General features: G+C 43.0%; 23 protein-coding genes. 11 read left to right on the top strand and 12 right to left on the bottom strand.

Annotated elements, in window-relative coordinates; all coding sequences use genetic code 11:
* Both VF500_RS19975 and VF500_RS19970 read left to right on the top strand, forming a co-directional pair.
* On the top strand, nucleotides 1-1,916 hold a 1,916-nt coding region (locus tag VF500_RS19975), incomplete at its 5' end, for a DUF262 domain-containing protein (RefSeq protein ID WP_330861368.1).
* Nucleotides 1,917-2,025: 109 nt separating this feature from the next.
* On the top strand, nucleotides 2,026-2,601 hold the full coding sequence (locus tag VF500_RS19970) for a GNAT family N-acetyltransferase (RefSeq protein WP_330861367.1): 576 nt from the start codon (nucleotides 2,026-2,028) through the stop codon (nucleotides 2,599-2,601).
* 81 nt (nucleotides 2,602-2,682) lie between these two features.
* Here VF500_RS19970 and VF500_RS19965 read toward each other — a convergent pair whose 3' ends face one another.
* Nucleotides 2,683-2,874, bottom strand: coding sequence for a hypothetical protein (locus VF500_RS19965; RefSeq protein ID WP_330861366.1), 192 nt, complete (start codon nucleotides 2,872-2,874; stop codon nucleotides 2,683-2,685).
* A gap of 110 nt (nucleotides 2,875-2,984) precedes the next feature.
* On the opposite strand from VF500_RS19965, the gene VF500_RS19960 reads away from it, so the two are divergent.
* Together VF500_RS19960 and VF500_RS19955 are read left to right on the top strand one after the other, a co-directional pair.
* Entirely contained in the window at nucleotides 2,985-3,335 is a 351-nt protein-coding gene (locus tag VF500_RS19960) for a helix-turn-helix domain-containing protein (RefSeq protein ID WP_330861365.1), read from the top strand.
* Nucleotides 3,336-3,388: 53 nt separating this feature from the next.
* Complete coding sequence (locus VF500_RS19955) at nucleotides 3,389-5,224, top strand: DUF4365 domain-containing protein (RefSeq protein WP_330861364.1); 1,836 nt, start codon at nucleotides 3,389-3,391, stop codon at nucleotides 5,222-5,224.
* A gap of 21 nt (nucleotides 5,225-5,245) precedes the next feature.
* Here VF500_RS19955 and VF500_RS19950 read toward each other — a convergent pair whose 3' ends face one another.
* The 3 genes from VF500_RS19950 to mnmE form a co-directional block, all read right to left on the bottom strand.
* Nucleotides 5,246-6,379, bottom strand: a complete 1,134-nt coding sequence (locus tag VF500_RS19950) for a site-specific integrase (RefSeq protein WP_330861363.1) — start codon at nucleotides 6,377-6,379, stop codon at nucleotides 5,246-5,248.
* A gap of 2 nt (nucleotides 6,380-6,381) precedes the next feature.
* Nucleotides 6,382-6,795 (bottom strand): helix-turn-helix domain-containing protein, encoded by a 414-nt coding sequence (locus tag VF500_RS19945; protein ID WP_330861362.1) that lies wholly within the window; start codon nucleotides 6,793-6,795, stop codon nucleotides 6,382-6,384.
* Between the two features lie 561 nt (nucleotides 6,796-7,356).
* A complete protein-coding gene (gene mnmE / locus VF500_RS19940) occupies nucleotides 7,357-8,724 on the bottom strand; it encodes a tRNA uridine-5-carboxymethylaminomethyl(34) synthesis GTPase MnmE (RefSeq protein ID WP_330861361.1) in 1,368 nt (455 codons plus the stop codon).
* Between the two features lie 187 nt (nucleotides 8,725-8,911).
* Here mnmE and VF500_RS19935 point away from each other — a divergent pair, with 187 nt between their 5' ends.
* Together VF500_RS19935 and VF500_RS19930 are read left to right on the top strand one after the other, a co-directional pair.
* Nucleotides 8,912-9,970, top strand: coding sequence for a nucleoid-associated protein (locus VF500_RS19935; RefSeq protein WP_330861360.1), 1,059 nt, complete (start codon nucleotides 8,912-8,914; stop codon nucleotides 9,968-9,970).
* A gap of 111 nt (nucleotides 9,971-10,081) precedes the next feature.
* On the top strand, nucleotides 10,082-10,345 hold the full coding sequence (locus VF500_RS19930) for a hypothetical protein (protein WP_330861359.1): 264 nt from the start codon (nucleotides 10,082-10,084) through the stop codon (nucleotides 10,343-10,345).
* Between the two features lies 1 nt (nucleotide 10,346).
* Here the strand turns inward: VF500_RS19930 and VF500_RS19925 are convergent, their stop codons facing one another.
* The 3 genes from VF500_RS19925 to proS form a co-directional block, all read right to left on the bottom strand.
* Nucleotides 10,347-11,144, bottom strand: a complete 798-nt coding sequence (locus VF500_RS19925) for a TIGR02757 family protein (protein WP_330861358.1) — start codon at nucleotides 11,142-11,144, stop codon at nucleotides 10,347-10,349.
* A 117-nt stretch (nucleotides 11,145-11,261) separates the two neighbouring features.
* Nucleotides 11,262-12,401 (bottom strand): cystathionine gamma-synthase, encoded by a 1,140-nt coding sequence (locus tag VF500_RS19920; RefSeq protein ID WP_330861357.1) that lies wholly within the window; start codon nucleotides 12,399-12,401, stop codon nucleotides 11,262-11,264.
* 147 nt (nucleotides 12,402-12,548) lie between these two features.
* A complete protein-coding gene (proS, locus tag VF500_RS19915) occupies nucleotides 12,549-14,021 on the bottom strand; it encodes a proline--tRNA ligase (RefSeq protein ID WP_330861356.1) in 1,473 nt (490 codons plus the stop codon).
* A gap of 100 nt (nucleotides 14,022-14,121) precedes the next feature.
* Here proS and VF500_RS19910 point away from each other — a divergent pair, with 100 nt between their 5' ends.
* From VF500_RS19910 to VF500_RS19900, 3 genes are all read left to right on the top strand, one after another.
* The gene (locus tag VF500_RS19910) at nucleotides 14,122-15,063 is read left to right on the top strand and encodes a hypothetical protein (protein ID WP_330861355.1); all 942 of its coding nucleotides are present in this window, start codon (nucleotides 14,122-14,124) and stop codon (nucleotides 15,061-15,063) included.
* A 32-nt stretch (nucleotides 15,064-15,095) separates the two neighbouring features.
* Entirely contained in the window at nucleotides 15,096-16,577 is a 1,482-nt protein-coding gene (locus VF500_RS19905) for a hypothetical protein (protein WP_330861354.1), read from the top strand.
* A gap of 262 nt (nucleotides 16,578-16,839) precedes the next feature.
* Entirely contained in the window at nucleotides 16,840-18,624 is a 1,785-nt protein-coding gene (locus tag VF500_RS19900) for a DUF885 domain-containing protein (RefSeq protein WP_330861353.1), read from the top strand.
* 252 nt (nucleotides 18,625-18,876) lie between these two features.
* Here VF500_RS19900 and VF500_RS19895 read toward each other — a convergent pair whose 3' ends face one another.
* The 3 genes from VF500_RS19895 to kduI all read right to left on the bottom strand — a co-directional run bounded on the left by VF500_RS19895 (nucleotide 18,877) and on the right by kduI (nucleotide 21,807).
* Entirely contained in the window at nucleotides 18,877-19,656 is a 780-nt protein-coding gene (locus VF500_RS19895) for a DUF4350 domain-containing protein (RefSeq protein WP_330861352.1), read from the bottom strand.
* A 477-nt stretch (nucleotides 19,657-20,133) separates the two neighbouring features.
* Nucleotides 20,134-20,949 carry an SDR family oxidoreductase gene (locus VF500_RS19890; protein WP_330861351.1) on the bottom strand — a complete coding sequence of 272 codons (816 nt, stop codon included), beginning with the start codon at nucleotides 20,947-20,949 and terminating at the stop codon, nucleotides 20,134-20,136.
* A gap of 27 nt (nucleotides 20,950-20,976) precedes the next feature.
* Nucleotides 20,977-21,807 (bottom strand): 5-dehydro-4-deoxy-D-glucuronate isomerase, encoded by an 831-nt coding sequence (gene kduI / locus VF500_RS19885; protein WP_330861350.1) that lies wholly within the window; start codon nucleotides 21,805-21,807, stop codon nucleotides 20,977-20,979.
* A 267-nt stretch (nucleotides 21,808-22,074) separates the two neighbouring features.
* Here kduI and VF500_RS19880 point away from each other — a divergent pair, with 267 nt between their 5' ends.
* A complete protein-coding gene (locus VF500_RS19880) occupies nucleotides 22,075-22,689 on the top strand; it encodes a YhcH/YjgK/YiaL family protein (protein ID WP_330861349.1) in 615 nt (204 codons plus the stop codon).
* A gap of 377 nt (nucleotides 22,690-23,066) precedes the next feature.
* Here the strand turns inward: VF500_RS19880 and VF500_RS19875 are convergent, their stop codons facing one another.
* The gene (locus tag VF500_RS19875) at nucleotides 23,067-23,585 is read right to left on the bottom strand and encodes a lipocalin family protein (RefSeq protein ID WP_330861348.1); all 519 of its coding nucleotides are present in this window, start codon (nucleotides 23,583-23,585) and stop codon (nucleotides 23,067-23,069) included.
* Between the two features lie 111 nt (nucleotides 23,586-23,696).
* Here VF500_RS19875 and VF500_RS19870 point away from each other — a divergent pair, with 111 nt between their 5' ends.
* Nucleotides 23,697-24,497, top strand: coding sequence for an SDR family oxidoreductase (locus tag VF500_RS19870; protein WP_330861347.1), 801 nt, complete (start codon nucleotides 23,697-23,699; stop codon nucleotides 24,495-24,497).
* Between the two features lie 131 nt (nucleotides 24,498-24,628).
* Here VF500_RS19870 and VF500_RS19865 read toward each other — a convergent pair.
* Nucleotides 24,629-25,646 (bottom strand): glycoside hydrolase family 92 protein (locus VF500_RS19865; RefSeq protein WP_330861346.1); only part of this gene is annotated, 1,018 nt, incomplete at its 5' end.

Genomic DNA, 25,646 nt, shown 5'->3' with positions numbered 1-25,646 from the left:
AACTTTCATTCTGGCAACTGATCAAATCCAGCGAAAAGATTGAAATACCAATCATACAGCGGGACTACGCCCAGGGAAGGGCTGACAAAAATAAAATCAGGAATAAATTCCTGGACGCTCTGGGCCGCGCTCTGGTTACCGCTCCCGTCGAACTGGATTTTGTCTATGGGAGTAACAGCAAAGGAAACGCCTTCCAGCCACTTGATGGGCAACAACGTCTGACTACACTATTTCTTTTACATTGGTATATTGCATCCAAGGAAAACTCTTTAGACTCAACAGTAAGAAAAGAACTCACCAAATTTACCTACACGATCAGAACCAGCTCAAACGACTTTTGTAGAAAAATCGTAGCGGCAGATATCCCGATAGATCCCGCAACAAATACGATCAGCGGAATTATAAAAGATGCCGCCTGGTTCTATTCTTCATGGGAACACGATCCAACAATTAAGGCAATGTTGATTATGTTGGACGCAATCCACAAAAAATTCAAAGTTTTGCCAATCAAATGGGAGTATCTCACAGGAGAAGATGTCAGACCGATTACTTTCCATCATATACCACTCGCAGATTTCGGACTGTCCGATGACCTGTACATTAAAATGAATGCTCGTGGCAAACAACTTTCTTCTTTTGAAAATTTCAAGGCCGACATTATTAAACATATAGATAAAAATTCATGGGAAGACGGAAAACCGCCCATTGAAACGCTATCCCACAAGGCAGATACCGCATGGACGGATCTCTTCTGGGACAACGGAAAGGGAGAAAAGACATTTGATAATGCGTTTATCAATGTTATAAGCAACTCAGTGCTATGTTCATGGGCAAACCGGCCGGATAAAACAAAGGATCGCGACAAGAAAATTCAGAATTTGTTTAACAACCCCGGCGATGTTAGTCCTGAGGATTTTGATATTAATGCATATGAAAATTTATGCCGTGATTTAGATATTTATAGTGCGATCCTGGACGAACAGCCTAATTTTTCTTTTCCATTATGGACTCTTTTACCTAAGACAGAAAACGACCTGTTTTCAATTATTGCTTCCGGTAAAGCTACCTATCCTCAACGCGTATTATTTTATGCGCAAACAAGTTATCTTTCAAAAGTAAAGGACATTGATTCTATATTATTCGGCCACTGGATGAGGGTTGTCCGAAATATTATCTATAACTCTACCATCGACAGCGTACAATCTTTTACCGGGGCAATTAATCTCATAAACGACCTTAGTCCCGGCTCGAAAAATATTTATCCTTTCCTCTCAGGATCATCCATTCAATCGAATTTTGGTTCAGCGCAAGTCAAACACGAAACCGACAAGGCTTCGAGAATCAATCCGTCTAACATGGATGTTATTTTTGAAGCCGAGGACACCAATTTCTGCAGAGGTAAAATAGAATTCATCCTTTATTGCGTACAAAAAAAGAACGACGAGGGTTACGATTTCATGAAGATGGCGAACATCAACAAAGTTTTAAAAACCTACTTTAACGGCAATGAAGTGTCTAATGAATTTAGGCGGGCGATGCTTACAATTGGTAACATGGAATTTTATAAATTTTGGTGGTCATGGACATCCGCGATAAGACTGAATAAACATAGTCTGATCAAAGATATCGCTGATCTGCGAATCCTTGCAGCCAACACCGACTACCGGGACTATCTCAAAAAAATGATAATTAAGCTCATCAGCACAGCCCCTTCGACGATCATCGATGAGTTCCTGACGAAGAATGAGGGCAATGAAGATATTCCCAATTGGAAGATCCGGCTGATAGCAAAACCAAAACTACTTGATGATCATTGCAGATCGCATTGTATAGCTGTTCCTGATACTAACAAATATTGTTATCTGCTGCGCGTTGAACGGCCGAGGGATGCTGAAAGTTGCAAAAAGATAAGTTAAGATCTGGCTGCAGTAAATGTATGTAGAGACGGCGATAACCCGGTTTATAAAATCAAAAATGTTTAAAACCAAGTTTGACAGGCGGTGTTAAGATTAATATTTTGCGCTGATGCTACAACCTGTATCTCTTGAAAACGACCGTCTCTATATTCATCCTTTCCGTTCGGAAGATTTCAATCGATATGAAAAAATGGTGACTGATATTTATCAGATCCTGTCTGATGATGACACGCTCCATTTTATACCGGAGAAAAGACTCGGCTCTATGGCAGACGCGGATACATGGCTGAAATCAACTATTCTTAATTTTCATTGTGGTCATAATTTTGTCCATTTTATTACAGAAAAAGTTTCGGGTAAATTGCTTGGCATAATTGATATTATTTCACCTCAGATTGTTCGGGCTCATTACCGATTGGAACAATACCCCTATTTTATAGAATTTTACCTGTCGGGTAAAGCCCGGGGAAGAAAGATCATGACTACTCTCCTACCAGAGATTGTCGCAGAACTCCGTCAGCGTAATATTCGGGTTCTCGGGGCCGTTGTCAATAAAAAAAACCATGCCGCACAAAAAGTACTTCTGACCGCGGGTTTTATCTATCAATCTCCATTTGATCCGGTTCAGGACCTTTACCAGTTGTCTTTTAGCAGTACCGAAAAAAAGGTTAGTAAGGTCGGATAAATATTCACATGAACTATATAGCAGTCGGAACAACTGAAAGGTAAAAAAGGAAATTATTTCTTAGAAATTGATAGAAATAGCCTAGTCTGCTAATAATCGGTCTATTTTCAACGCCCTGAGTTGTTGAGTATATTTACTTATCTCTTCAGTTAAAAACGGCAAATTATCCTTAAAAGCATCGGGATCATTCTCAATATCTCGTTTTAATTTCTTCAACTTTTCAGATAGAGAAGATGCTGCTTCTATACATTCATCTATTTTATAGATTTCCATTTGTACAAGATACCAACTTTGTTCCAACTGCTATATGGTTACCAAAATAAATCTCTGTAGTACTGATAAACTGGTCAAAGATTTAATCATAGAAATTCCATTATTGCATTATGGACTCTTTTAATTTTAATGAACTTCCTGAAGTGGTGCGTCTGCTGTTTGAAAAAGTGGAACTGATTGAACACATGGTACTAAGTCTGCAGCCGAAAGAAGAAGATGCAAATGAATTACTTGATATAAAGGAGGCAGCTGAATTTCTTAAGGTTTCTGTTGCATCATTATATAACAAGGTCAGCCGGAAAGAAATACCTGTCAGCAAACCGGGAAAAAGGCTTTATTTCAATAAGACGGAATTAAAAGAGTGGGTTCAGCTCGGTAAAAAGAAAACCGCAGCGGAAATTAGATTTGTTGCTGAAAACCGCTTTCCAGGCAGGCAAAGAAGGGATAAGCTTAATTATTGAATCACGTTTATGCTTGGGCCGATGAATAAACTTATCTTTAGACATCAATTGCTATGTCAAAAACCAATCACACCAAGCCAGCCTCGTTTACATCAACAACACCAAGTGAAGAAAGATCTGCTGATATTCTACAATACTGTTTGGATCGAAATTTTATCAAGGGGAATATAAAAACAACAGATAAATATCCAAATTCCGACGGGTTACTGACTATTACCGATGCGCAAAATATGCCTTTGGGAATGATCGATATACAATTAAAAACCTTACAAACTGCCCACATCAAAAATCCCAGATACCAGTGTGAACGAAGCCAGTTTGCCTATGCCGAGCAGAATTTACTACCATTTATACTTATAGTTGCAGATCAAATCAACGAAGTTGCCTATTGGTTACACCTTGACGATAAAACTTGCCAAACCTATAAGGAAAAGGGAAAGGGCAAAACCGTGATGGTGCCGATCCCTTCCACTAATTTAATCTCAAAAAAAAATAAAAATTATATCAGCGAATGGACCCAAATAATTGGTGACAGAATAGATAGAATACAATTATACCCGCAGGTCCAGGAACAGCTTAAATCACTTCAGTTACAACTGGGGAAGCTGGGAAAATATTTTCAGCCAGCTTACAGCTTAGAAGGCCAGGACATTCGGGAAATTCATCAGTTTCTTGATCACTATAATTCAATGCTTGACAGAGAGTTTAAAGCTATCAAGGACATCCTCTTTTATGGCTGCTGGAAAATAAGTATCGGGATCATAGAATACAAAAAAGCCTCAAGCAGGTTTATCTTATTTCCGCAATCGTACTATACCAACGCTCCACTGATCAGAGAGTTAAAAAAAGATGACACCATAAAGCCAGAGGATTTGTTTGAAGACGGTATATCAGTGATCGTTTCGAGCAACCAAACTAACTCAATTAAGAACGAACCGAAGAAAACTGCATTAAATCTGCTACGGGGTGATATCAAAAAATTTATTGGTAAAACCAACCTGGCTGTTGACAATGCTTTCCTTGCGCATGAGTATCTCGCAAGTTTCATTAATACATTTCAGGCATATCTCGGTATCAGTAAAGAATGGGATGATTTAGAAATACAGCGGCTGCATGACCTTTTATTTATCATCATGCCCGTTGTTGCAGAGCAAACTACCAACTATGCAGCGGGTGTTCAATACGACATAACAAATATTGACCATTTTGCTGATATGCACGAAAAACCATACTTTCTCCAGCGGATCAGCAAGGCAGAAGAAAGCATCGAAAAAAAATGTGTTCCGAATGTATACGTTTCGCTTACATCTGTAAAATTTGATTTTAATCTCCTGATATATTTCATGGACAGATTAAAAATCTCAGGGATAAACCGCATTAAAAAGGTCTATCCGGGAAAATACTATATAGGCGGCTCGGGCATAATGGCCTTGAAGAACCTGGAAAAATCTATTCTTGAAGAGTCAGCAGAACTATTTTTCAAACACTTTAAAGATGCTTACGGAAAAATGGTTGATCAGCATTTTCCTCTTCTTAAAGACGATTTAGGCCTGTTCGCTGAAAACGACTTGCTGATATTCAGTCTTTTTAAGGCCGGGCAGCAAGGTCACAAACCGTGTTTACTGTTTCAGCGTTTGAAAGCCAGAGGTCTCGCAGATAAAAAACTTTTATTCTTTAAAAATGAATTTGACAGCCCGATATTACAAGCCGAAATCTACGAGCAAAAAAAACGAACTTTAACTTACGAAGGTGTAACCTATGATTTACAGGTCAATGGTACGACTCCTTTAGATTTCTTATTTACTAAAACGCCCACCTATACGCTGCTCAATGAAATTTTAAAAGAGCGTATTCAAAGTTATATCACTAAAGAATACACAAGAATATAATTCCGGTTAATATGTCAGCGTTTACCTACCAGCCTTGAGATTTTTGAGGTTCAGCTTGATTCTGCTCGCTGCCGCAATCTTCATTTTATCCTTGACTTTTGTATAGATCAGGGTCGTCTTAATACTCTTATGCCCCAGCAATTTGGATACGGTAAGCAATTCCGTACCGAGCTCCAGCTGTAAGGTAGCATAAGTATGCCTGAAGCTGTGAAAAGTGATATTTTTTTCAATCCCGGCATTCTTTAGCCAGTCCGTGAAGCATGGTTTCAAACTCGAATAATGAAGATTCGGAAATACGCGCCCCTGAGACTGTCCGCGCTTGCCAAGCACCCTGACAGCCTGATTTGAGATCGGGAGAATTTCTGCGCCCTCCGTTTTCTCCTGAGTGAACTGCAGATGATATTTGCCTCTGTCACCCCTGACTTCCGACCATATCAATGTCTTTACATCCGAAAACCGCAATCCGGTAAGGCCGGCGAATATAGCAGCCCTTTTGATCAGGTCGGATTTAGCTTCAGCATCAACTAACCGTTGAAATTCTTCGAGTTCCAGTTGCTCTCTATGAGTTTCTTTAAGTTTGATTGGATCGACCTGGCTATGCAAATCAACTGTGATCAACCCTTTTTTGTAGGCACGTTTGATGGCATTCCTAAATTTGGCGAAATAGTTAGCTGCGGTATTGCGTGAAATTGGATCCCCTCTCCTGCTGATCCCCGGGCCGCTCATCAAAAAGTTCTTATAATCCTCACAAAGAAATTCATCAAGATCGTTAAAGATCAGGTCATGCCCCGCAAAGGCCACGAAATACCTATACGACATTGCATTATTGTCACATTCGGAACCTGTCCTGGTACAGATAAACTGAAAAAAGAAGTCGATAAAGCTTGCACCCCGATCTCGGTTTGAAATAAACCCGAATTTTCGATTTTGAATATCGAGCAGCCGGTTTGCCCTTACGTTTTCAATCAGCTCACTTGTTTCAATATTATGTTTCCTTTCCCAGATATTTGATGGTTTATCAAAAAGAAAAACGTCTAAAAATTCAAATCGCTGAGGCTTTCCTGTTTTAGGATTACGTAAAGGAGGTGAAAAATCGAGGTATATAGAATGGCGTCCGTTTGTAATCGCCTTTTTCCGTATATGTACTTTCGGCATACTTATAATTCTGGATTAAAAATTTTGTTCAATTCTGATTTAGCGACATAGGTGAACTTCCCTTCCTGAAATTTGAAGAGTTTGTTTCGTTTAATGATATCAAAAAGCGCCTTTTCTGATATGTTGAAGATCTGCTGTGCCTCTCCCATATTGTAGCATTCAGACACCGGAGGCTGAATGATCTCTTTTATTTCGATAACGTGCGGCAGTTCGAAAAGCCTGTCTATATCTTTTCGGTAAACAAGGGTTTTTCTTTTCGAAAGGTTTACAGCATTCAACTTTCCGGTATTGATCATTTGATAGATCATCTTTTCCGATGCGCGCAACAGTTGTGCTGCGTTTTTGACATTGAGGAACTCAACAGCATTTACTTCAGTGCCCCGCTCATTCAAAACCTTTTTGACTACCTGATCCATCGGTGCCATTTTTATATTGCGCGCGCGCATCTTCCCGTTTTTGCTATTGCAAACCTTACTGCAAAACCGGGTAACCGTTGTTCTCGCAGAAAACACTTTTCCGCACTGCTCGCAAATTCTGTTTACTGTAAAATTAGAACTCATAATTAGGTAAGTTTTCAAAATCATGTCTGGCAAAATTTGGGCAAAGCAAGCCCATGCGATAATTTCACCTTTTTTCAGTTCACTATTAATCAGAAGTTTAATTAAATATGGCGAGATAACCGATGACTTTATTACTGATGAAATTTGCAACTATCATCGGTAATAATTCCCCCTCAAATAAGGGCATTTTAGGGTTGATAAGGCGCAATAAACGGAAATAGGCGGTTATAGGCGACTTAATTTCTCCTCAAATTTTCAATCTCAAAAAAATTCATTTTTGAGTAACATCTGAGTAACAAAAATACGAAAAACAAGGCCAATTATCCAAGAATTTAGACAAGAAGAAAACGCATAACTTATTAACAATGAATTACTTACTTGTCGTAACTTATCAAATTTTGTGGTTGTTTGATAGGCTTACTTGCCGATACAGAACTTACTAAATATATTCTCAAGCAAATCATCAGTAGTAACAACACCGGTTATCTCACCAAGGTAGTGAAGCCCCTGTTTGATATCCATCGACAAAAAATCTGAAGTGATACTCCCATCAATACCACCCAACACCCTTACAAGCGCTTCTTCAGTTTTTTGCAGGGCTTCGAGGTGCCGGATGTTGGTTACCAGCGTTTCATCGCCGCTGAGCTGGTCTTTTACCGCCGATGAATATATCTTATGTTTAAGTTCATCAATATGGCGTTTCTCTTTGGCTGATATAATGATCACCCTATCAGTATGAGGCAAGGCTGATAACTGTTCAGGATTAAGCAGATCAGCTTTATTAGCCACTATCAGCATCGTAACTCCCGGTTTTTGCAGACTTTCTATATCGCTATTCAATTCCTCTACGGTAATTTCAGCAGCGTCAAACACATAAACCAGCAATGCCGACTGGCTGATCTTCTCCATGGTGCGTTCTACGCCTATCTGTTCAATGGCATCGGTAGCTTCACGGATCCCAGCGGTATCTATCAGCCTGAAATTAATGCCCTGAATATTTAGTACTTCTTCTATCGTATCCCTTGTAGTACCGGGGATATGGCTTACTATCGCACGCTCTTCATTAAGCAGAGCGTTTAGTAAGGTAGACTTACCGGCATTGGGGCGGCCGGCTATTACTGTATTTACGCCGTTTTTAATAGCATTACCCAGCTCAAACGACTGGATCAATCTACCCACTATTTTGGTGATCTCATGTATCAGTTTTTTCAATTGATCGCGGTTGGCAAACTCTACATCCTCTTCGGCAAAATCAAGTTCCAGTTCAATGAGCGAGGCAAAGTTTACCAGTTGCTCGCGTAGGGCTTGTAATTGAGTGCTAAAGCCTCCGCGAAGCTGCTGCAGGGCCACCTGCTGAGATGCTTTGGAATTGGAAGCGATCAGGTCGGCAACGGCTTCGGCCTGGCTCAGGTCGAGCTGACCATTCAGAAATGCTCTTAGTGTAAATTCGCCGGGTTTGGCTGATCGTGCGCCTTTTTTGATGAACAGCTTGATAATACTTTCAATAATATAACCCGAAGCATGGCAGGAGATCTCCACCACGTTTTCGCGAGTATATGACCGCGGACCAACAAACAGCGATACCAACACCTCATCCAAAATCAAGTCGCCATCGGCAATACTTCCGGAATGGATGGTGTGCGACGCCTGTTTACTCAGGTCTTTACCCTTAAACACACTGTTGGCAATAGTTATAGCATCAGGCCCCGAAAGGCGGATCACTGCTATGGCACCCACCCCGTTCGGTGTAGCAAGGGCAACTATGGTATCGGTATTATCTGTCATTGAATCATTCATTGGATCATTGAGTCATTAGTATAACTAACTGTTTGTAAAATGAACTCATGGCAAAAGTAAAACAAAATAATATGAACCATGCCCCATCAACCCATGAACTACTTTTCAATGACTTAATGACTCGCAAGCAAATGGCCTAATGACTAAATGAAAAACCTTACCTTCGCAGGCAATTATGGTAACTTTTTTTGAAGCTTCGCTCGAAACTATTTCAGTACATCATGTTGGTAACCAGTCGCAGGAAGAGATGTATGCCCTTTCCGAACAACCACTGGAACTGAAGGATGAGATCATTCCGAACCTGCTTATGCAGTATTTTCTGAAACCATTTGAAAAGGCAAACGAAGTTTATCACCTCACGCATAGCAGCGGCGATCTGGGCTTAAATGAACTGCATCACTTTGCCACCCAGGTATTTGATGACAACACCAAATTCCATGAAGCATCAGAACAAATAGCACGACATCTGTATAAAGTTACCCTCCACCCCAATATTAAAGGCGGCGAACTTTATGTGGTGTACTTTACCAAGGTGCAAATTGAAGGTAACCCGTTGGATGCCATAGGCATCTTCAAATCAGAAAATAAGGAAACCTATTTAAAAGTATATCCTGACAAAGGCGGTTTCCAGGTTGATTATGAGCAGGACGCCATCAATATTAACAAACTGGACAAAGGTGTACTGATCTTTAACATCGAAAAAGAAAATGGCTACAAGGTAGTAGTAGTTGATAAAACCAACAACGGCCAGGAGGCTGCCATGTACTGGAAAGACCAGTTCCTGCAACTCAAGATCCGTAATGATAGTTTCAATCAAACCAATAATACGCTGGGCATCTACAAAAACTTTGTCACCGAAAAAATCGACGAAGAATTTGAGATGAGCAAAGCCGATAAGATCGACCTGCTAAACCGCTCCATGAAATACTTTAAGGAGAAGGAAACTTTCGACATGGAAGAGTTCTCGAACGAAGTGATCGGAAATGAGCAGGCCATCGAATCGTTCAAAAACTTTAAAAACCAATACGAGCAGGAGTTTGATAGCCCTATTGCCGATAATTTTGTGATATCAGAAAATGCGGTAAAAAAGCAGGCCCGTGTTTATAAAAGCGTATTAAAGCTTGATAAAAACTTCCACATTTACATTCACGGCGATAAAGAACTGATTGAGAAAGGTTTTGATGATGGCCGGGCGATGAATTATTATAAGGTTTATTTTAAGGAGGAGGCGTAATCGCAAAAAATAACAGACAGTGGATAAACCTTTGTTTTTCGTTGGAGTCATACCTGCATCACGAAAAATAAACTTGATCACATGTCTGCCTTAAAAAACTCAATTATATGCTTGTCAATTCTACTGTTCCTCTCTGGATGCAGTGTAAAACACTACACCATCGGGATGAGTGAAAGTGAGTTTAAAAATTCAGAAAAGTACAACCTGGAATTAGTTGAAGAAACATCACAACACGCCGTATACAGACGAGTAGCTGCGGCAGATGCACAAATGAAACCACTATCATACCATTACTATTATTTTAATAGCGGAACATTAGTACGCACAGAACTTGTTGAAACGCCTAAACCAGGCATAGTGTTATTGAGCAAATAAATTAAAACTGCACGCCCCAGCGTTCTTCAATTCCTAACCCAAACAAGGCAAAATCATACTTAACAGGATCATTAGGATCAAATTCACGGAGCCTTTCGGTTAGTTCAACTGCGGTTTGCCAGTCGGTTTGTTTACGGTTGATGAGATTGAGCTTACGCGACACCCTGTCAACATGCAGATCAAGCGGACAGATCAGATCCGCGGGTTTTATGCGATTCCAGATGCCGAAGTCAACGCCGTTATCGTCATGGCGCGCCATCCAGCGTAAAAACATGCTCAGGCGCTTACAGGTTGATTTTTGCGAAGGAGAGGATACGTGCTTTTTTGTGCGATGGGGAAAATCAGGTAAAGAAAAAAAGTATGAGCGAAAGTGATTAAGATATTCCTCAACCGCTTGCTCTTTTCGCTCCCCCTTCAGTGGGCCGGGGGACGTTACAAAAGCATCCTCCAACGATTCGAACTTTTCATAATGCTGCCTGAAGAAATCAATGAAATAAAGCGTATCTACATCATTGAAAGTGCGGTGCTTAAACTGGAGCAGCTTTTTAAGATCGGGTTCTTCATGGTTGATGATAAAATCATAAGGAGCGCCATCCATTAAGGTGATAAGCTCCTTGCACTTCTTGATAATGGTAACTCGTTGCCCCCAGGCCAACGTCGCCGCCCAGAAGCCCATAATCTCGATATCCTGCTTTTGGCTGAACATATGCGGGATGGTTACCGGATCGTTCTCAATAAACTCAGGGCGATTGTATTGGGCAACTTTAGCATCGAGGAAAGCTTTGAGATTTTCGGTCATGGTTATTTACAAAAACGTCATTGCGAGGTACGAAGCAATCCCAAACTATACAGAGCGGCTCTGCTTGTCGGGGATTGCTTCGTACCTCGCAATGACGCGTATTTTTTAATATAAAACTTAACTTAAAGCCTGTTTAATATCCTCCAGCAGATCCTCAATATCCTCAACACCTACACTCAAACGCAGCAGGTTATCAACTACACCGGCTTTTTCACGCTCAGCTTTCGGGATGGAACCGTGGGTCATGCTAACCGGGTGATTAATTAATGATTCTACACCGCCTAATGACTCTGCCAATGAAAATACTTTGAATGAGGATGCAATGCGGAAAGTCTCCTGCAGATCGGCACCTTTCAATACAATACTGATCATACCGCCAAAATCACGCATTTGTTTTTTAGCAATGCCATGATTAGGATGATCGGTAAAGCCCGGCCAGTAGATCTTTTCAACTTTAGGGTGATCTTTCAAAAACTCAGCAATCTGCCTGCCGTTTTCGCAATGAGCTTTCATACGCAGGTGCAGGGTTTTGATACCACGCAGCACCAGGAAGCTATCCATTGGCCCCGGTGTAGCACCGCAGGCGTTGTAAATAAACCAGAGCTTTTTATAAAGCTCTTCATCATTCAGCATCAGGGCCCCCATAACCACATCGCTATGGCCACCGATGTATTTGGTTACAGAGTGCATCACGATATCTGCCCCCAGATCAATCGGGTTTTGCAGGTATGGCGATGCAAAGGTGTTATCAACTACAAAAAGTAAATTCTTTTCTTTGGTGATCTTGCCTATGGCTTCCACATCCACAATGCGCATGGTTGGGTTGGTAGGTGTTTCTATCCAAACCAGTTTAGTTTTGTCATTCACATGGGCACGCACAAGCTCCGGATCAGACAGATCCAGAAAATGGAACTTAACGCCATAGTTAGCAAAGATCTTGGTAAATATCCGGTACGAACCACCATAAAGGTCGTTACCAGTAATTACCTCATCACCGGGTGCAAGCAGTTTCATCACCGCGTCGGTAGCGCCCATACCGCTCGAAAACGCCAGACCAAACTTAGCGTTTTCCAAGGCTGCCAAACAATCTTCAAGGGCCTTGCGGGTTGGATTGGTACCACGCGAGTACTCATAACCTTTATTATCCCCCGGCGATTTTTGCCAGTAGGTTGATGTCTGGTATATCGGCGTCATGATAGCGCCGGTTGTTGGATCGGGCTCCTGCCCTGCGTGTATTGCTTTAGTTGCGAATTTCATTTAGCCCCCCGGCCCCCTAAAGGGGGTGTTTGGAATGCGTTTCATACCCTACCATGAAACCTGTTTTACATCGTATATCCTTTAGGGACGGATATTAAAGTTAGCTCGCCATAGACAACCTCCCCCTTTAGGGGGCCGGGGGGGCAACTAATACGCCCTCGCAAATAGCACCCTTTGCGTCGACGGCTTTCCGGTCAGGATACACTTGCCTTCTTCCTGTTTGTTATCCAAAGGTATGCAACGGATTGTCGCCTTAGTTTCCTCTTTTATTTTTTGTTCAGTTTCGGATGTACCATCCCAATGGGCGCTGATAAAGCCTGGCTCTTCGTCAAGCATGCGTTTAAACTCATCCCAGGTATCAACCTCAGTAGTATTCTCAGCACGGAAATCAAACGCTTTTTTGTAGATGTTATTTTGGATCTCTTCAAGCAGGCTTTCTATTTTACCGGCAAGGCCTTCCTGGGTAGTGGTTTCCTTGGTTTTAGTATCACGACGGGCCAATTCAACTGTACCATTCTGCATATCGCGGCTACCTATAGCTACACGAAGTGGCACACCTTTCAGTTCGTACTCAGCAAATTTAGCTCCCGGGCGGTGGGTATCGCGATTATCAAATTTCACAGAGATACCTTTAGCCTTAAGTTCTTTTTTCAACGAATCAACGTACGCGCTGATATTATCCAGTTCTTCCTGGTGCTTGTAAATCGGCACCACAACAACCTGTATTGGCGCAAGTTTTGGTGGCAACACTAAACCTGCGTCATCGCTATGCGCCATGATCAGCGCTCCAATCAAACGGGTTGAAACGCCCCACGAAGTTGCCCAAACGTGTTCAATTTTATTTTCTTTGTTGGTGAATTTTACGTCGAAAGCCTTGGCAAAATTCTGTCCTAAAAAGTGCGATGTACCGGCTTGTAAAGCTTTACCGTCCTGCATCAATGCCTCAATACAATAGGTATCCAAAGCACCTGCAAAACGCTCATTAGCGGTTTTACGGCCTTTTACTACTGGTAGTGCCATCCAGTTTTCGGCAAAGTCGGCATATACGTTCAGCATTTGCTCTGTTTCGGCTATAGCCTCATCAGCTGTTGCGTGAGCGGTATGGCCTTCCTGCCATAAAAACTCACTGGTACGCAGAAACAAACGGGTACGCATTTCCCAGCGCATTACGTTTGCCCACTGATTAACCAGGATAGGCAGGTCGCGGTATGACTGGATCCAGCCCTTGTAGGTATTCCAGATAATGGTTTCAGACGTTGGGCGGATGATCAGCTCTTCTTCCAGCTTGGCTTCCTCATCCACAATAATATTTCCGTCGCCATCATTTTTGAGGCGGTAATGGGTCACAACGGCACATTCCTTGGCAAAACCGTCAACATGGCTGGCTTCTTTACTAAAGAACGACTTGGGTATTAAAAGCGGGAAATAGGCATTGCTGTGGCCGGTATCTTTAAACATCTCGTCAAGCACCGCCTGGATCTTTTCCCATATCGAATAGCCGTACGGTTTAATGATCATACAGCCTCTAACCGGCGAATACTCGGCCATGTCAGATTTAATTACTAAGTCGTTAAACCATTGCGAATAATCTTCGTCTTTACTAATAACACCTTTGCTCATATTGATTGGATAGAATTTGGACTTGTGTAATTGTTGTATATTGCTGCCAAATTTATAAATTTAAAACTTATTTGACCTTGCACTTTTTACTTACCTGCATATGAAACGGAACATCGTGATAGGAATGTTTATTATCGGTGCCATGGCGCTGAGTTCCTGCTCTACAACCAAGCTTGCATCAAACCAAAGTAATGACGACGTTTATTTTTCTGACGCGCGCGCGGCTGATGAGCCTGTTTACGCACAACAGCCTGCCTACAACCAAACCCCGGTTGCCCAGGAGGATACTTACAGCGATGACGACGATGATTACTTTTATTACGATGATTACTCTTCACGCATAAACCGTTTCAGTTACTTCTCTCCTTTTGGTTATTACGATGATTTTTATTCGGCATACAATAGCTACCCATATTACAATTATGGATTGGGCTACGGATATGGAGGCTTAGGCGGTTATTACGGCGGTCTCGGATATGGATATGGCGGCGGCTGGGGATTGGGCTATGGCGGTTATTATGGCGGCCTTGGCTTAGGATTAGGTTATGGATACGGCGGTTACTACGGTGGCGGTTACGGATATGGAGGATACGGCGGTTATTATGGCGGCGGTTACGGATACGGCGGTGGTTACGGTGGCTATTATGGCGGCGGCTATGCCTCATCGGGCACAGCGCGTCCTTATCGTGGCAACGGCAACCCATTTGCAGGCAGCGGTCGCCCAGTTAGCAGTGCCGTTTCAGGTATAGGTTACGTTCCCGGTGGCCGTAACAGGCCATTAGGCAGCAGGACAAACACTTATAGTACAGGCAACAATAACGCGAATAATAGCTATAACAACAATGGCACCCGTTATGCACGTCCTGCCCGTACAGATGCAGCACCAACACGTGATGCGCAGCCGGTTTACAGGCAACCACAGGTTGAACGTACATCGCAGCAGCAACCATCATATACGCCATCATCAAGCTCAAGCAGCGGCAGTTCGCGCAGTACCGGCAGCAGCAGTGGCGGAGGTGGCGGCAGACCATCAAGACCTTAAACCTAAATCTTATATTTTTTTACCTGAATTTTATGAAAATCAAGTATTTACTAAGCGTAATTGCTATAGTAGCAATTACTAAAGATAGCTTTGCGCAATACTCACAGGATGCCATCAGGTTTTCAACCTTCCAAACCGGATCAACATCACGTATTAAAGCTATCGGCAACGCAGGTACAGCCATAGGCGGCGATCTGAGCTCGGTAAGCGGTAACCCGGCAGGTTTGGGCTTTTTCACCCACTCGGAGGTTAGTATTACCCCCGAGTATGACAACTCAAAAATAAGCTCCAGCTTTTTTGGGCAGGCAGGCAACGCAAACCGTAACGATGTAAACATGAGCAATGCGGCCATTGTGTTTTATCAGCAGCTTACCAGCGGCAGGCGCGACAAAAGCAAAGGCTGGTTAAGTTTCAATTATGGCGCAGGCTACAGCCGTACCAATAATTTTTATGAAAACGTGGGTTACGGAGGCACAAACCAAACAAGCTCTATTTCTGATTATTATGCAGGTATAGCCAAACGCGAAGTATCCCAATACGGCAGCGTCAATCCCAACGGGCTTGACGGCTGGGCGTATGACCATATATTGATTGATAATTTTGGCTCTGCTTCAGATCCAAACTCTTATTCAAGCACCGTGAACGTTCCGGTAAGGCAGTTGGCGGGTATTACCCGTACCGGCGGCCAGTCGGAATTTAACCTTTCATTTGGTGCCAATTACAGCAATAAACTTTATGTAGGCTTAGGTTTGGCCATTACCGATATCCGGTATAACTCGCATGCAAGGTTTACCGAAAATGGTAATGCTGTAATCAGCAGCGGCGGCAACCCTACCGATTTTTCATCAACCTTTGCACAGGATCAAAGCACCAAAGGCTCAGGCTTCAACGCCAAATTAGGTATTATATATAAACCGGTACAAGCCGTACGATTCGGCTTTGTATTCACCTCGCCAACGTTTTATAACATTGACGATTCATACACCGAGGGCCTTGCCACACAATACACCGGCGGAAGCAGCTATCGCAATGTATCTGATCCATATCAGCTAAGCTACAACCTGCGTACCCCGTTAAAACTGGCAGGTGGCGCAGCGGTATTTATAGGCAAATACGGCTTTATCAGCGGCGATGTTGAATACATTGATTATACCACCACACATTTAAGCAGCAATGACAGCTACACTGCCGACGGCGATAACAGCGACATCAAATCGCTTTACCGCTCAACAGTAAACCTGCACGTTGGTGCCGAAATAAACGTAAACAGCCTGGTTTATCTTCGCGGAGGTTACAGCCAGCAGGGCAACCCGATGAAAGACCTGGGCAGCGATATCAAAACAGTTAGCGGCGGCATCGGCGTGCACTTTGGCGCTTATTTTATTGACGCTACCTATGCGAGGGTAACCGGCAATCAAACCATTTTCCCTTACGAGGTAGGCGCAACCAGCCCGTTTGCCGATTTGAAGAAAACTAACAACAACGCGTTCCTTACTTTAGGATACCGCTTTTAACCGTTGATATTTCTGATTACGTTGATTGCGTTGATCTGTTCAGCCTCTCTTTCAAGGTGAAAGAGAGGCTGTTTTTTTATCAAAAGAATCATCCTTAAAATCCCCTCTCTCCAACATCGTCAGCGAAATCAACGTAATCAAAAATATCAACGGTTAAAAGCCATCCATCAGATCAAAATCTAAAAAGCATCAGCGAAATCAAAGCAATCAAAAAAATCAACGGTCAAAATAGCTAACTTGCCCTTCATAATTTAAATTGACCATGAACAAAAACCTACTAAAAAGTACAGGCATGTTTATGTTGCTGACCGGAATCTGCTTTAACGCAGTTGCCCAGCAATCGGCCGAAACAAAAGCCTGGGTAGCCAAATCAAATGAGTACACTAAAATCATCATTGATCTGGACAAAAAATACTCGCCCGAGTATGGCTCATCACAAGGCCTTGCAGAATATGATAGTGACATTGCAGTACCTACTTTGCAAACTATATTGGCCGAACGTAAGGATGAAGAAGCCGTTGTTGCCAAACTTACCGAAGCGCTTAAAACCGAAAAAAACACCTTTATTCAGCAGGATATCAACATCATTATCACCCACCTCAAACTGGGTTTTCGCCAGCAGGACTTTGAACTGAGCCGCCAGGTGCCGTTTTTAAATGCTTCGTCAACCATTTACAGCGGACTGGAAACACTGCTTGATGACCAAACCCCTGAAGCCCGCCGCCAGGCAGCCGTAATGCGCATCCGTAAATATGCAGGATTGGAGAAAGGTTACAAACCTTTGGCAACCATTTACAGGGAGCGTGTACAGCACCAGATGGCAGGCAAAAGCATGATCTACCCGTCAAAACAACGTATGGAGACCGATCTGTCGCGCAATGCAAGCATCGTAAGCGGCATCGCCGAGCTTTGCACCAAATACAAGGTGACCGGCTGGGAGCAACCTTATGCTACCCTCAAAAAACAACTGGAAGATTATGATCAATGGGTAAAAGCAAATGTACTGGTGAAAGCCCGTACAGATTTTAGGCTGCCTCCTGAAGAGTATGCAATGAACCTGGAAGCCTACGGCATCGACATTCCGCCAGCAAAAGTAGCTGAAATGGCACATGCACTGTTCAACCAGATCCAGGATGAAATGAAGCCCATTGCTGAGCAGATTGCAAAAAAACGCAACCTGCCATCAAGCGATTATCGTGCTGTGATCCGCGAGCTTAAAAAGGAGCAGATCCATGGCGATTCTATTATCCCACTGTACGAGCAGCATTCAAAAGACATAGAAGGTATCATCCGTGAGCGCCAACTGGTAACACTGCCGAGCCGCCCAGCTATTATCCGTTTAGCATCGGCTGCTGAAACTGCGCAGAGTCCCGCTCCTCACATGGTGCCGCCACCGTTTTTAAATAATACAGGTCAGCGTGGTGTATTTGTGCTGCCATTAAACATGCCTGCATCACCCGGCGAAAAAGCAACCGACAAATATGACGACTTCACTTTCGATGCCGCCTCATGGACTATCATAGCCCACGAAGCAAGGCCAGGCCATGAATTACAGTTTGATAAAATGGTAGAAGAAGGCGTGTCACAAGCGCGTGCCCTTTATGCCTTTAATTCAACTAACGTAGAAGGCTGGGGTTTATATTCTGAATACATCACCCGTCCATATATGCCGTTGGAAGGTCAGTTGGTATCGTTAGATTATCGCCTGTTAAGAGCTGCCCGCGCCTTTCTTGATCCTGAATTGCAGGCCGGTAAAATAACCCAACAGCAGGCACTTGATGTATTAATGAACGATGTGGTACAATCGCGCGCATTTGCTCGCCAGGAAGTTGAGCGTTATACCATTAACGCCCCAGGTCAGGCCAACAGTTACTTTTATGGCTTTACCAAAATGATAGCTTTGCGCAAGGATACCGAAGCCGCATTAGGCAGTAAGTTCAACGCTTTGCATTTCCATGATTTCATTTTATCGCAAGGAATTTTGCCACCAGCATTGATCCGCGAAGCAGTAATGAATGATTTTGTGCCGAAGGAGAAGGCTTTGTAAGCTTATTTCTATAAAGAAGAAAGCCGGGTAGTTATATATCCGGCTTTCTCGTTTTTAACCTTTGTCCCGTCCTAAAATACCCAATGGCGCAAGTGTTGTGTGGTTGGCTGGAGGGTAACAAGAGAGGCACAGGTCAGCCGCGCTCATCGCCCCAAACACAAGACTTGCGCCAGCCGGAGGAAGCAATCCCGACTTGCAGGTCCGCCCTGTATAGTTCGCGATTGCTTCGTTCCTCGCAATGACGGTTCTTAATTATTTCTTAGCCTGCTTTAATAACCACTGAGCAATATCATTCACCGCTTTATCATTCTCATACCCCGCAGGCAGCCTGCCGTTCACATATTCGTTATAAAGCCATGGATCGCCAACTGCTATTACTGTCCCTTTGCCATATTTGGCAGATGCAATAATGGTTGCACCATCTTTATTTTTAAGTACAGGTACAGCAGTCCCGGTTAAGCCTATTGAACAGGCATCCTTCATAAAGACTTTGGTCGCTGTTTTTAGTACAGGATTATTTTTTACATAGACGGCGCCATCTTCAAAATGGGCATCATCAACTACGTGGTTTTGCAAATCGTTATTGAAATGCATCCCGAATTTGGCAGCGAGGTTGTTGAAATGAGGCAGCTCTACATTAACACTATCATTAGCCATCATCAATAAAACACCACCCTTTTTCACCCATGCGCTTATCTGCTCAATATCATCTTCCTGGATATAATTAGGGCTCGGACTTTCCTTTTTGGTATCGGGATCAACAATGATATAAACAGATGATCCTTTCAAATTGTCCAAAGTTGGTGCTGTACCAAGCGTGTCCAGCTTTGCACCGCGACTTGTAAAAGCCTCACCAAAGATCTTGAAACCGTTATTATCTGTTTCATCCCAAAGGTAATGGAACCGCTCCGGTTGCCCGTTTGCGCCTTTATGTACTTCGTGATTGAAATAATAATCGAGGGTTACGGTTTGGGCGTTTGCAGCAAAGCCAACAAGGGCGAACAGGGCGATAAGTGATGATCTTAGTTTCATAATAGGTTTATTATTTGGTTAGCCTGTGGTAGGTGTTATCACCACAGACTTAACTTTTCTATCTATTTTCCAGGTGTTCAGTTTTTTTAGGTGTAAACACTTGCACTTATTTTCAAAAAAAATAACACTGATAATCAATAAGTTAACTTTAGGAAAAATCAACTCTTTAGCAAAACTGAACACATAGCCATTAATAATCAATAAGTTAACTTTTCGCAAGGTCAAAAACTGAACACCTTGTTTTTTGAAAAACTGAACACTTGCCCCCTTTGTCATGCTGAGGTACGAAGCATCTTCTCCGCTTGTATAGCGGCCATGCTTGTTGAAGAAGATCCTTCGTACCTCAGGATGACAGTTTTTTTGTAAATTATATCATCGGAAACTTGTTTCAGCAACCCACTTGCTAAGCCTGACGATAACCTTGCATGTGGGGTCCCGAAACAAGTTCGGGATGACGACGTTTTTATTTTTATTTCCCTACACTCCACCAAAAATCGAAAACCCGCCATCAACGCAGATCATCGAACCGGTTACAAATGCGGAGGCATCGCTTAATAACCATACCAATGCGCCTTTAAGCTCATCAGCATGACCAAAACGTTTAAATGGAGTTTGTTTAATTACGAGTTCGCCCCTTTGGGTATAACCACCTTCGGGCTTGGTGAGCAGGTTACGGTTTTGTTCGGTAAGGAAAAAACCGGGTGCCAATGCATTCATTCGGATGCTATCGCCGTAACGGTTAGCCAGCTCCACCGCAAACCATTGGTTATAACAATCAACCGCTGCTTTGCCCATGTTATAGCCCAGCACTTTGGTTATAGCCCTTTTGCTGTTCATTGAAGAAATATTAACAATGCTGCCTTTACCTGTTTTGGCAATGGCCTCGCCGAAAACCTGCGTAGGGATCAGTGTGCCCCAAAGGTTCAGGTCCATCACTTTTTTCATCCCGTCGATATTCATTTTAAAAATATCCTCGTCGGGCTGCAAAACACCTTCAGGCATATTACCACCCGCACCGTTCACCAGGCCATCTATCCTGCCAAAAGCAGCTAACAACTTATCTTTGGCAGCTACCAGCTCAGCCTCGTTCATTACGTCGGCTACCAGTGCTATGGCTTTACCACCTGCCTCATTTATCGCGTTAGCTCGTTCTTCGGCCACTTGAGCGTTACGGCCAAGGATGCCTACCGCACCGCCAGCTTCAACTATCCCATCAATAAAAGATTTGCCTAATATGCCTGTTCCGCCGGTTACTACAATTACTTTACCAGCTAATGAAAATTGATTATCCACTTATTTATGTTTTCTGTTGATATATGATTATTTCAGATCAGTTATGGCTATCGCATCCATATCGGTATAGTCGAGGTTTTCGCCAGCCATACCCCAAATGAAGCTGTAGTTTGACGTACCGCTTCCCGAATGGATACTCCATGGCGGCGACACCACAGCATCGTAATTATCCATGGTGATATGCCTTGTCTCCTGCCCCTCGCCCATGTAATGGAAGATCTTTTGACCTGCAGGTACATCGAAATAAAAATAAGCCTCCATGCGCCTGTCGTGCACATGTGCCGGCATGGTGTTCCAAACACTGCCTTCGTGCAGTATAGTTAAGCCCATCACTAACTGGCAACTGCGTACACCTTCCAGGTGGATATATTTATTGATGGTACGTTTGTTTGCAGTAGCCACCGAACCCAGCTCAACCTTAACCGCGTCAGCATGGGTAAGCAAGGTTGTTGGATATACCGCATGTGCCGGCGACGAGAGCAGATAAAATACAGCAGGTACTGATGGATCGGCACTTTCAAAAGTTACGCTTTTAGTTCCTTTTCCAATGTAAAGACAGTCGAGTTTGTTCACTTCAAAAGCTTGTCCGTCGGCTTTTACTACGCCTGCACCGGCCACGCTAATGATCCCGATCTCGCGGCGTTCTAAAAAATAATCGGCACGCAGATTTGGATAATTTGGCAGTTCGAGTGTTTTGCTTACCGGGTTAGCCATACCGACAATCATCCTGTCGTAATGCGTATAGGTGCAATTGATCTCGTCGGGCTGTACCTGTTTATCAATCAAAAACCGTTCGCGTATGGTGGTGGTATCGTAGCTTTTAAAATCCGTAGGATGTACGCTGTGTATTGTTTTCAAAGCAAATGTTGTTTTATAATATACTGGTTAATAATTACAATTCTACAACCTTAAAAACGATTTCAAAAACCATTTAATCCTTATTTTCACTCCAACGTTATAGTTTATCTGTATACCTTAGCGCTAATAAAAATGAAACTACAACGTTAAAGTAAATATTTAACGGTTAGTATATTGTTTTATTTATTTAAGCTTGTATAATTGAATACATTAACCAAGGCCGAACGGCTGCAGTACCAATTCAACAACCTGGAAATAACTAAAACTATGAAACATTTAACAACTTATAAAAATATCATGTTGGTAATTCTTCTTTCGCTTACAACTGCGGGTGTTTCGGCCCAACAGCAGGAAATCACTGCTAAAAGTGCTAAAGCCTGGGTTAAAGACCGTGTTTGGGCCAATGGTTTAAAACTAAACTTAAACTCATCAACCAATAATATCGAGTTTGCCAAACAATATGCTGCCAATAAAGCCGCATGGGACAAAGCATTCGAGTTTCTTCGCGAACGTAACCTTGAGCAGATTGAACCCGGCAAGTATCCTTTAGATGGCGATAATGTTTATGCCATGATAACCGAAGGCCCGTCAAAAGAGCCTGAACATGCGTTATGGGAATCGCACCAAAATTATATCGACCTGCAATATGTGATCAAAGGCAAAGAAAAGATCGGCGTTGCCCCTATTGAAAGCCTGATGATCACCAAACCTTATGATCCGGAAAAAGATTTTGCCAATTACAGCGGTGATGGTAAATACTTTACCGCTACACCCGATGAGTTTTTCCTGTTTTTCCCGAGCGATGGTCACAGGCCAAATATCAAGGTTGATGGTTATGATAAAGTGAAGAAACTGGTTATTAAGATAAAGGAGATTAAGTAATACTCTTTCTATGTCATTGCGAGGAGCAGCAAGGGAAGATGAGCGTTGGAGCGACGCGGCAATCTCGTAGCCAATGCATAATGGCTTTACATGTCTCATAAAACAGCTACGAGATTGCCACGCTATCACTTATAATGGCGTAATTGTAAGTCATTGATTAATAAGTGTATTTGTTAATCAATATTATAAATACGGGCGTTGCCTGCGGCCCGTGCTATCCGCTCATACTGCACAGGCATTAGCCACAAGGCCGGTATCCGCTACTATCACTAACGCGGCCCCCGCACAACGTCCCTAAAATATATCTTACACGTCATCACGGTTTCCCCAGGGATTCCTTGGTGGCTACTCGTATGACATATTTTTTTGATATCTACTTACACCTGCACCGTCTTCACCAGCTTCCGTACATCAAAACCCTGATTTGCGGCCTGTACCACCAGCTCATTATAGATCTGCTCATCAAGCGTTGAGCGGCGGCTCAAGATCCACAAATAGTTACGGTTCGGGTGCCCAACCATGGCATAGCTGTAATCATGGGCCAAAGCTATGATCCAGTATTTACCTTTAAACGGCCACTGAAACTGCACATCGAGTTTGGCATTACTTGTTCTATCAGCCACAACCGCACGCCCTTCGGCAATCTTTATTTTATTTTCTTTTATACAACGATTTTTAACAATAATACTACCATCAGGCGCCAAACCATAAGCTGCCGAAGTGAAGGAGCATCCCGATTCAAACCATTGCGGGAAAGCTGCAATTTCAAACCAGGAGCCAACATATTTTTTCAGGTCGACGTAAGGGACTGTTTCAAGTGGCTTACAGCGGGCAGCCTGAAGGGCTAAAGCAGTTAAACCTAACGCTACAGAGGTTGCAATGATCTCTTTCTTCATAAACCAATAACGCCCGGTATGCCCAAAAAGTTTAAAACAAAAGCATATTAGCGGCAACCAAACGCCATATCAATATTTAATTACCTTTGCGCCAAAGCATTATTTTGTAATATGCCCGGTAAAACGAAGATCAGTATTTTAGGCTGCGGCTGGTACGGCAGCGCATTAGGTAAAGCATTCATTGCCGATGGTATACAGGTAAAGGGTTCAACCACATCTGCTGCAAAAATGGATAATCTGGCTGCATTGGGCATCAAGCCTTATATTGTTAATTTTTTGCCGGGAGAAGAAAGATACGATACTGATTTTTTTGACTGTGATGTGTTGTGGATAGCTATTCCTCCTAAAAGCCGCAGCGGTGAAGGGGCGGCTTTTATAGAGAAGGCTAAAGGCATCATCAGCGCTATAAAACAGTTTAAGATACAAAATGTGGTATTCATCAGCTCGACAGGGGTTTATGCCGATAGCAATCAATATGTAAACGAAGAAACGGATCCCCAACCCAATACCGAAGCAGGCCGGGTATTATTTGAAGCCGAAAACCTTTTCCGTGCTGAAGATAGCTTCAAAACAACCATTATTCGTTTTGCAGGATTGATTGGCCCCGGTCGCAACCCCGGCAGGTTTTTCGCAGGTAAAAAAGAGATTCCTAATGGCGATGCGCCTGTCAACCTGATCCATTTGGATGATTGTATCGGCATCAGCAAAGCTATATTGGCTAAACAAGCCTTTGGCCATCTTTTTAATGGTTGCTCACCTGTTCACCCTGCTAAAGCCGATTTTTATACACAGTCAGCTATGGATTCGGGGCTTGAGAAGCCGGAGTTTATTAAAGAGTTGAAGGAATGGAAGATTGTGGAGAGTGTGACTGTTGGGCCGATATTGGGTTATCAATACGAGGTTTTGTTGTAATAACGCAGGTTCAGGCGTCCACGCTTGAATCACCTCCGAAAGTGAGCGTCCACGCTCACGTACAATAAAATAAGCGTGGACGCTTACCTTCTTTTGAGTTCAAACGTAGACGCTTGAACTTGCAATGTTTTTTAATACACCGGCGCTTTCGCCTGATCTCCCATCAAAAACACCAGCTTTCCACCATTCATGATATCCTTGTGAGTAATATACTCTTTGGTATAAGGCTTACCATTCAGGCTGATGCTTTGCACATATTTATTTGCTTTAGATAACCCTTTAGCTTCAATCATAAAACTTTTACCGCCCGGCAAAGCGATGCTTATCTTATCCAATAATGGTGCGCCAAAAACATACCGCCCATCGGCAGGGTTAACAGGGTAAAAACCCATCGCCGTAAATATATACCAGGCCGACATTTGCCCGCAATCGTCATTGCCCGACAGTCCATCGGGTTTGTTCTCGTAAAACTGATCAGCTATCTGCCTCACCAGTTCCTGCGTTTTAGCCGGGTTACCGGCAAGCGTATACAAATAAGCTACATGATGATTAGGTTCATTGCCGTGAGCGTACTGCCCTATCAACCCGGTAACATCAAGTGTTGAACCTTTGCCAAACACCTTTGAATCCATCGTAAATAGCGAATCCAGCTTGCCTGAAAACGACTTCTTGCCACCCATCAGTTTAATTAAACCCGGAATATCATGCTGTACCTGCCAGGTGTATTGCCAGGCATTTCCTTCGGTATAATCGCCGCCTATAGCCAGCTGACCGCTATCCAGGTTGGCAAAGGGCCTCACCCATTCGCCGTTTGATTTGCGGCCGCGCATGAGCCGGGTACTTTTATCAAACAGGTTATTATAAAACTGCGAGCGTTTAATGAAATATGTATAATCGTTTGGCTTGTTCAGCGCTTTGGCCAGTTGGGCGGCACACCAATCGTCATAAGCGGCTTCCAAAGTACGGGAAACAGCTTCGCGTGGTACAGTGTCTGAGGGCAGGTAGCCATAACGCATGTACAGGCTCCAATCATATTTAGGATTTTTGTTGTGTGTGAGTGTATTTTTAATGGCGGCAAAAGCTTTTTGCTTGTCAAATCCTTTGATCCCTTTCAGGGCCGCATCTACTATTATTGGCACGGCATGGTTA

Origin of the sequence: Mucilaginibacter sp. (assembly GCF_036383575.1) — a bacterium.
Classification (GTDB): Bacteria; Bacteroidota; Bacteroidia; order Sphingobacteriales; family Sphingobacteriaceae; genus Mucilaginibacter.
Note: the sequence above shows the minus strand (reverse complement) of the source record. Positions and strands in the feature narration are given on the sequence as shown.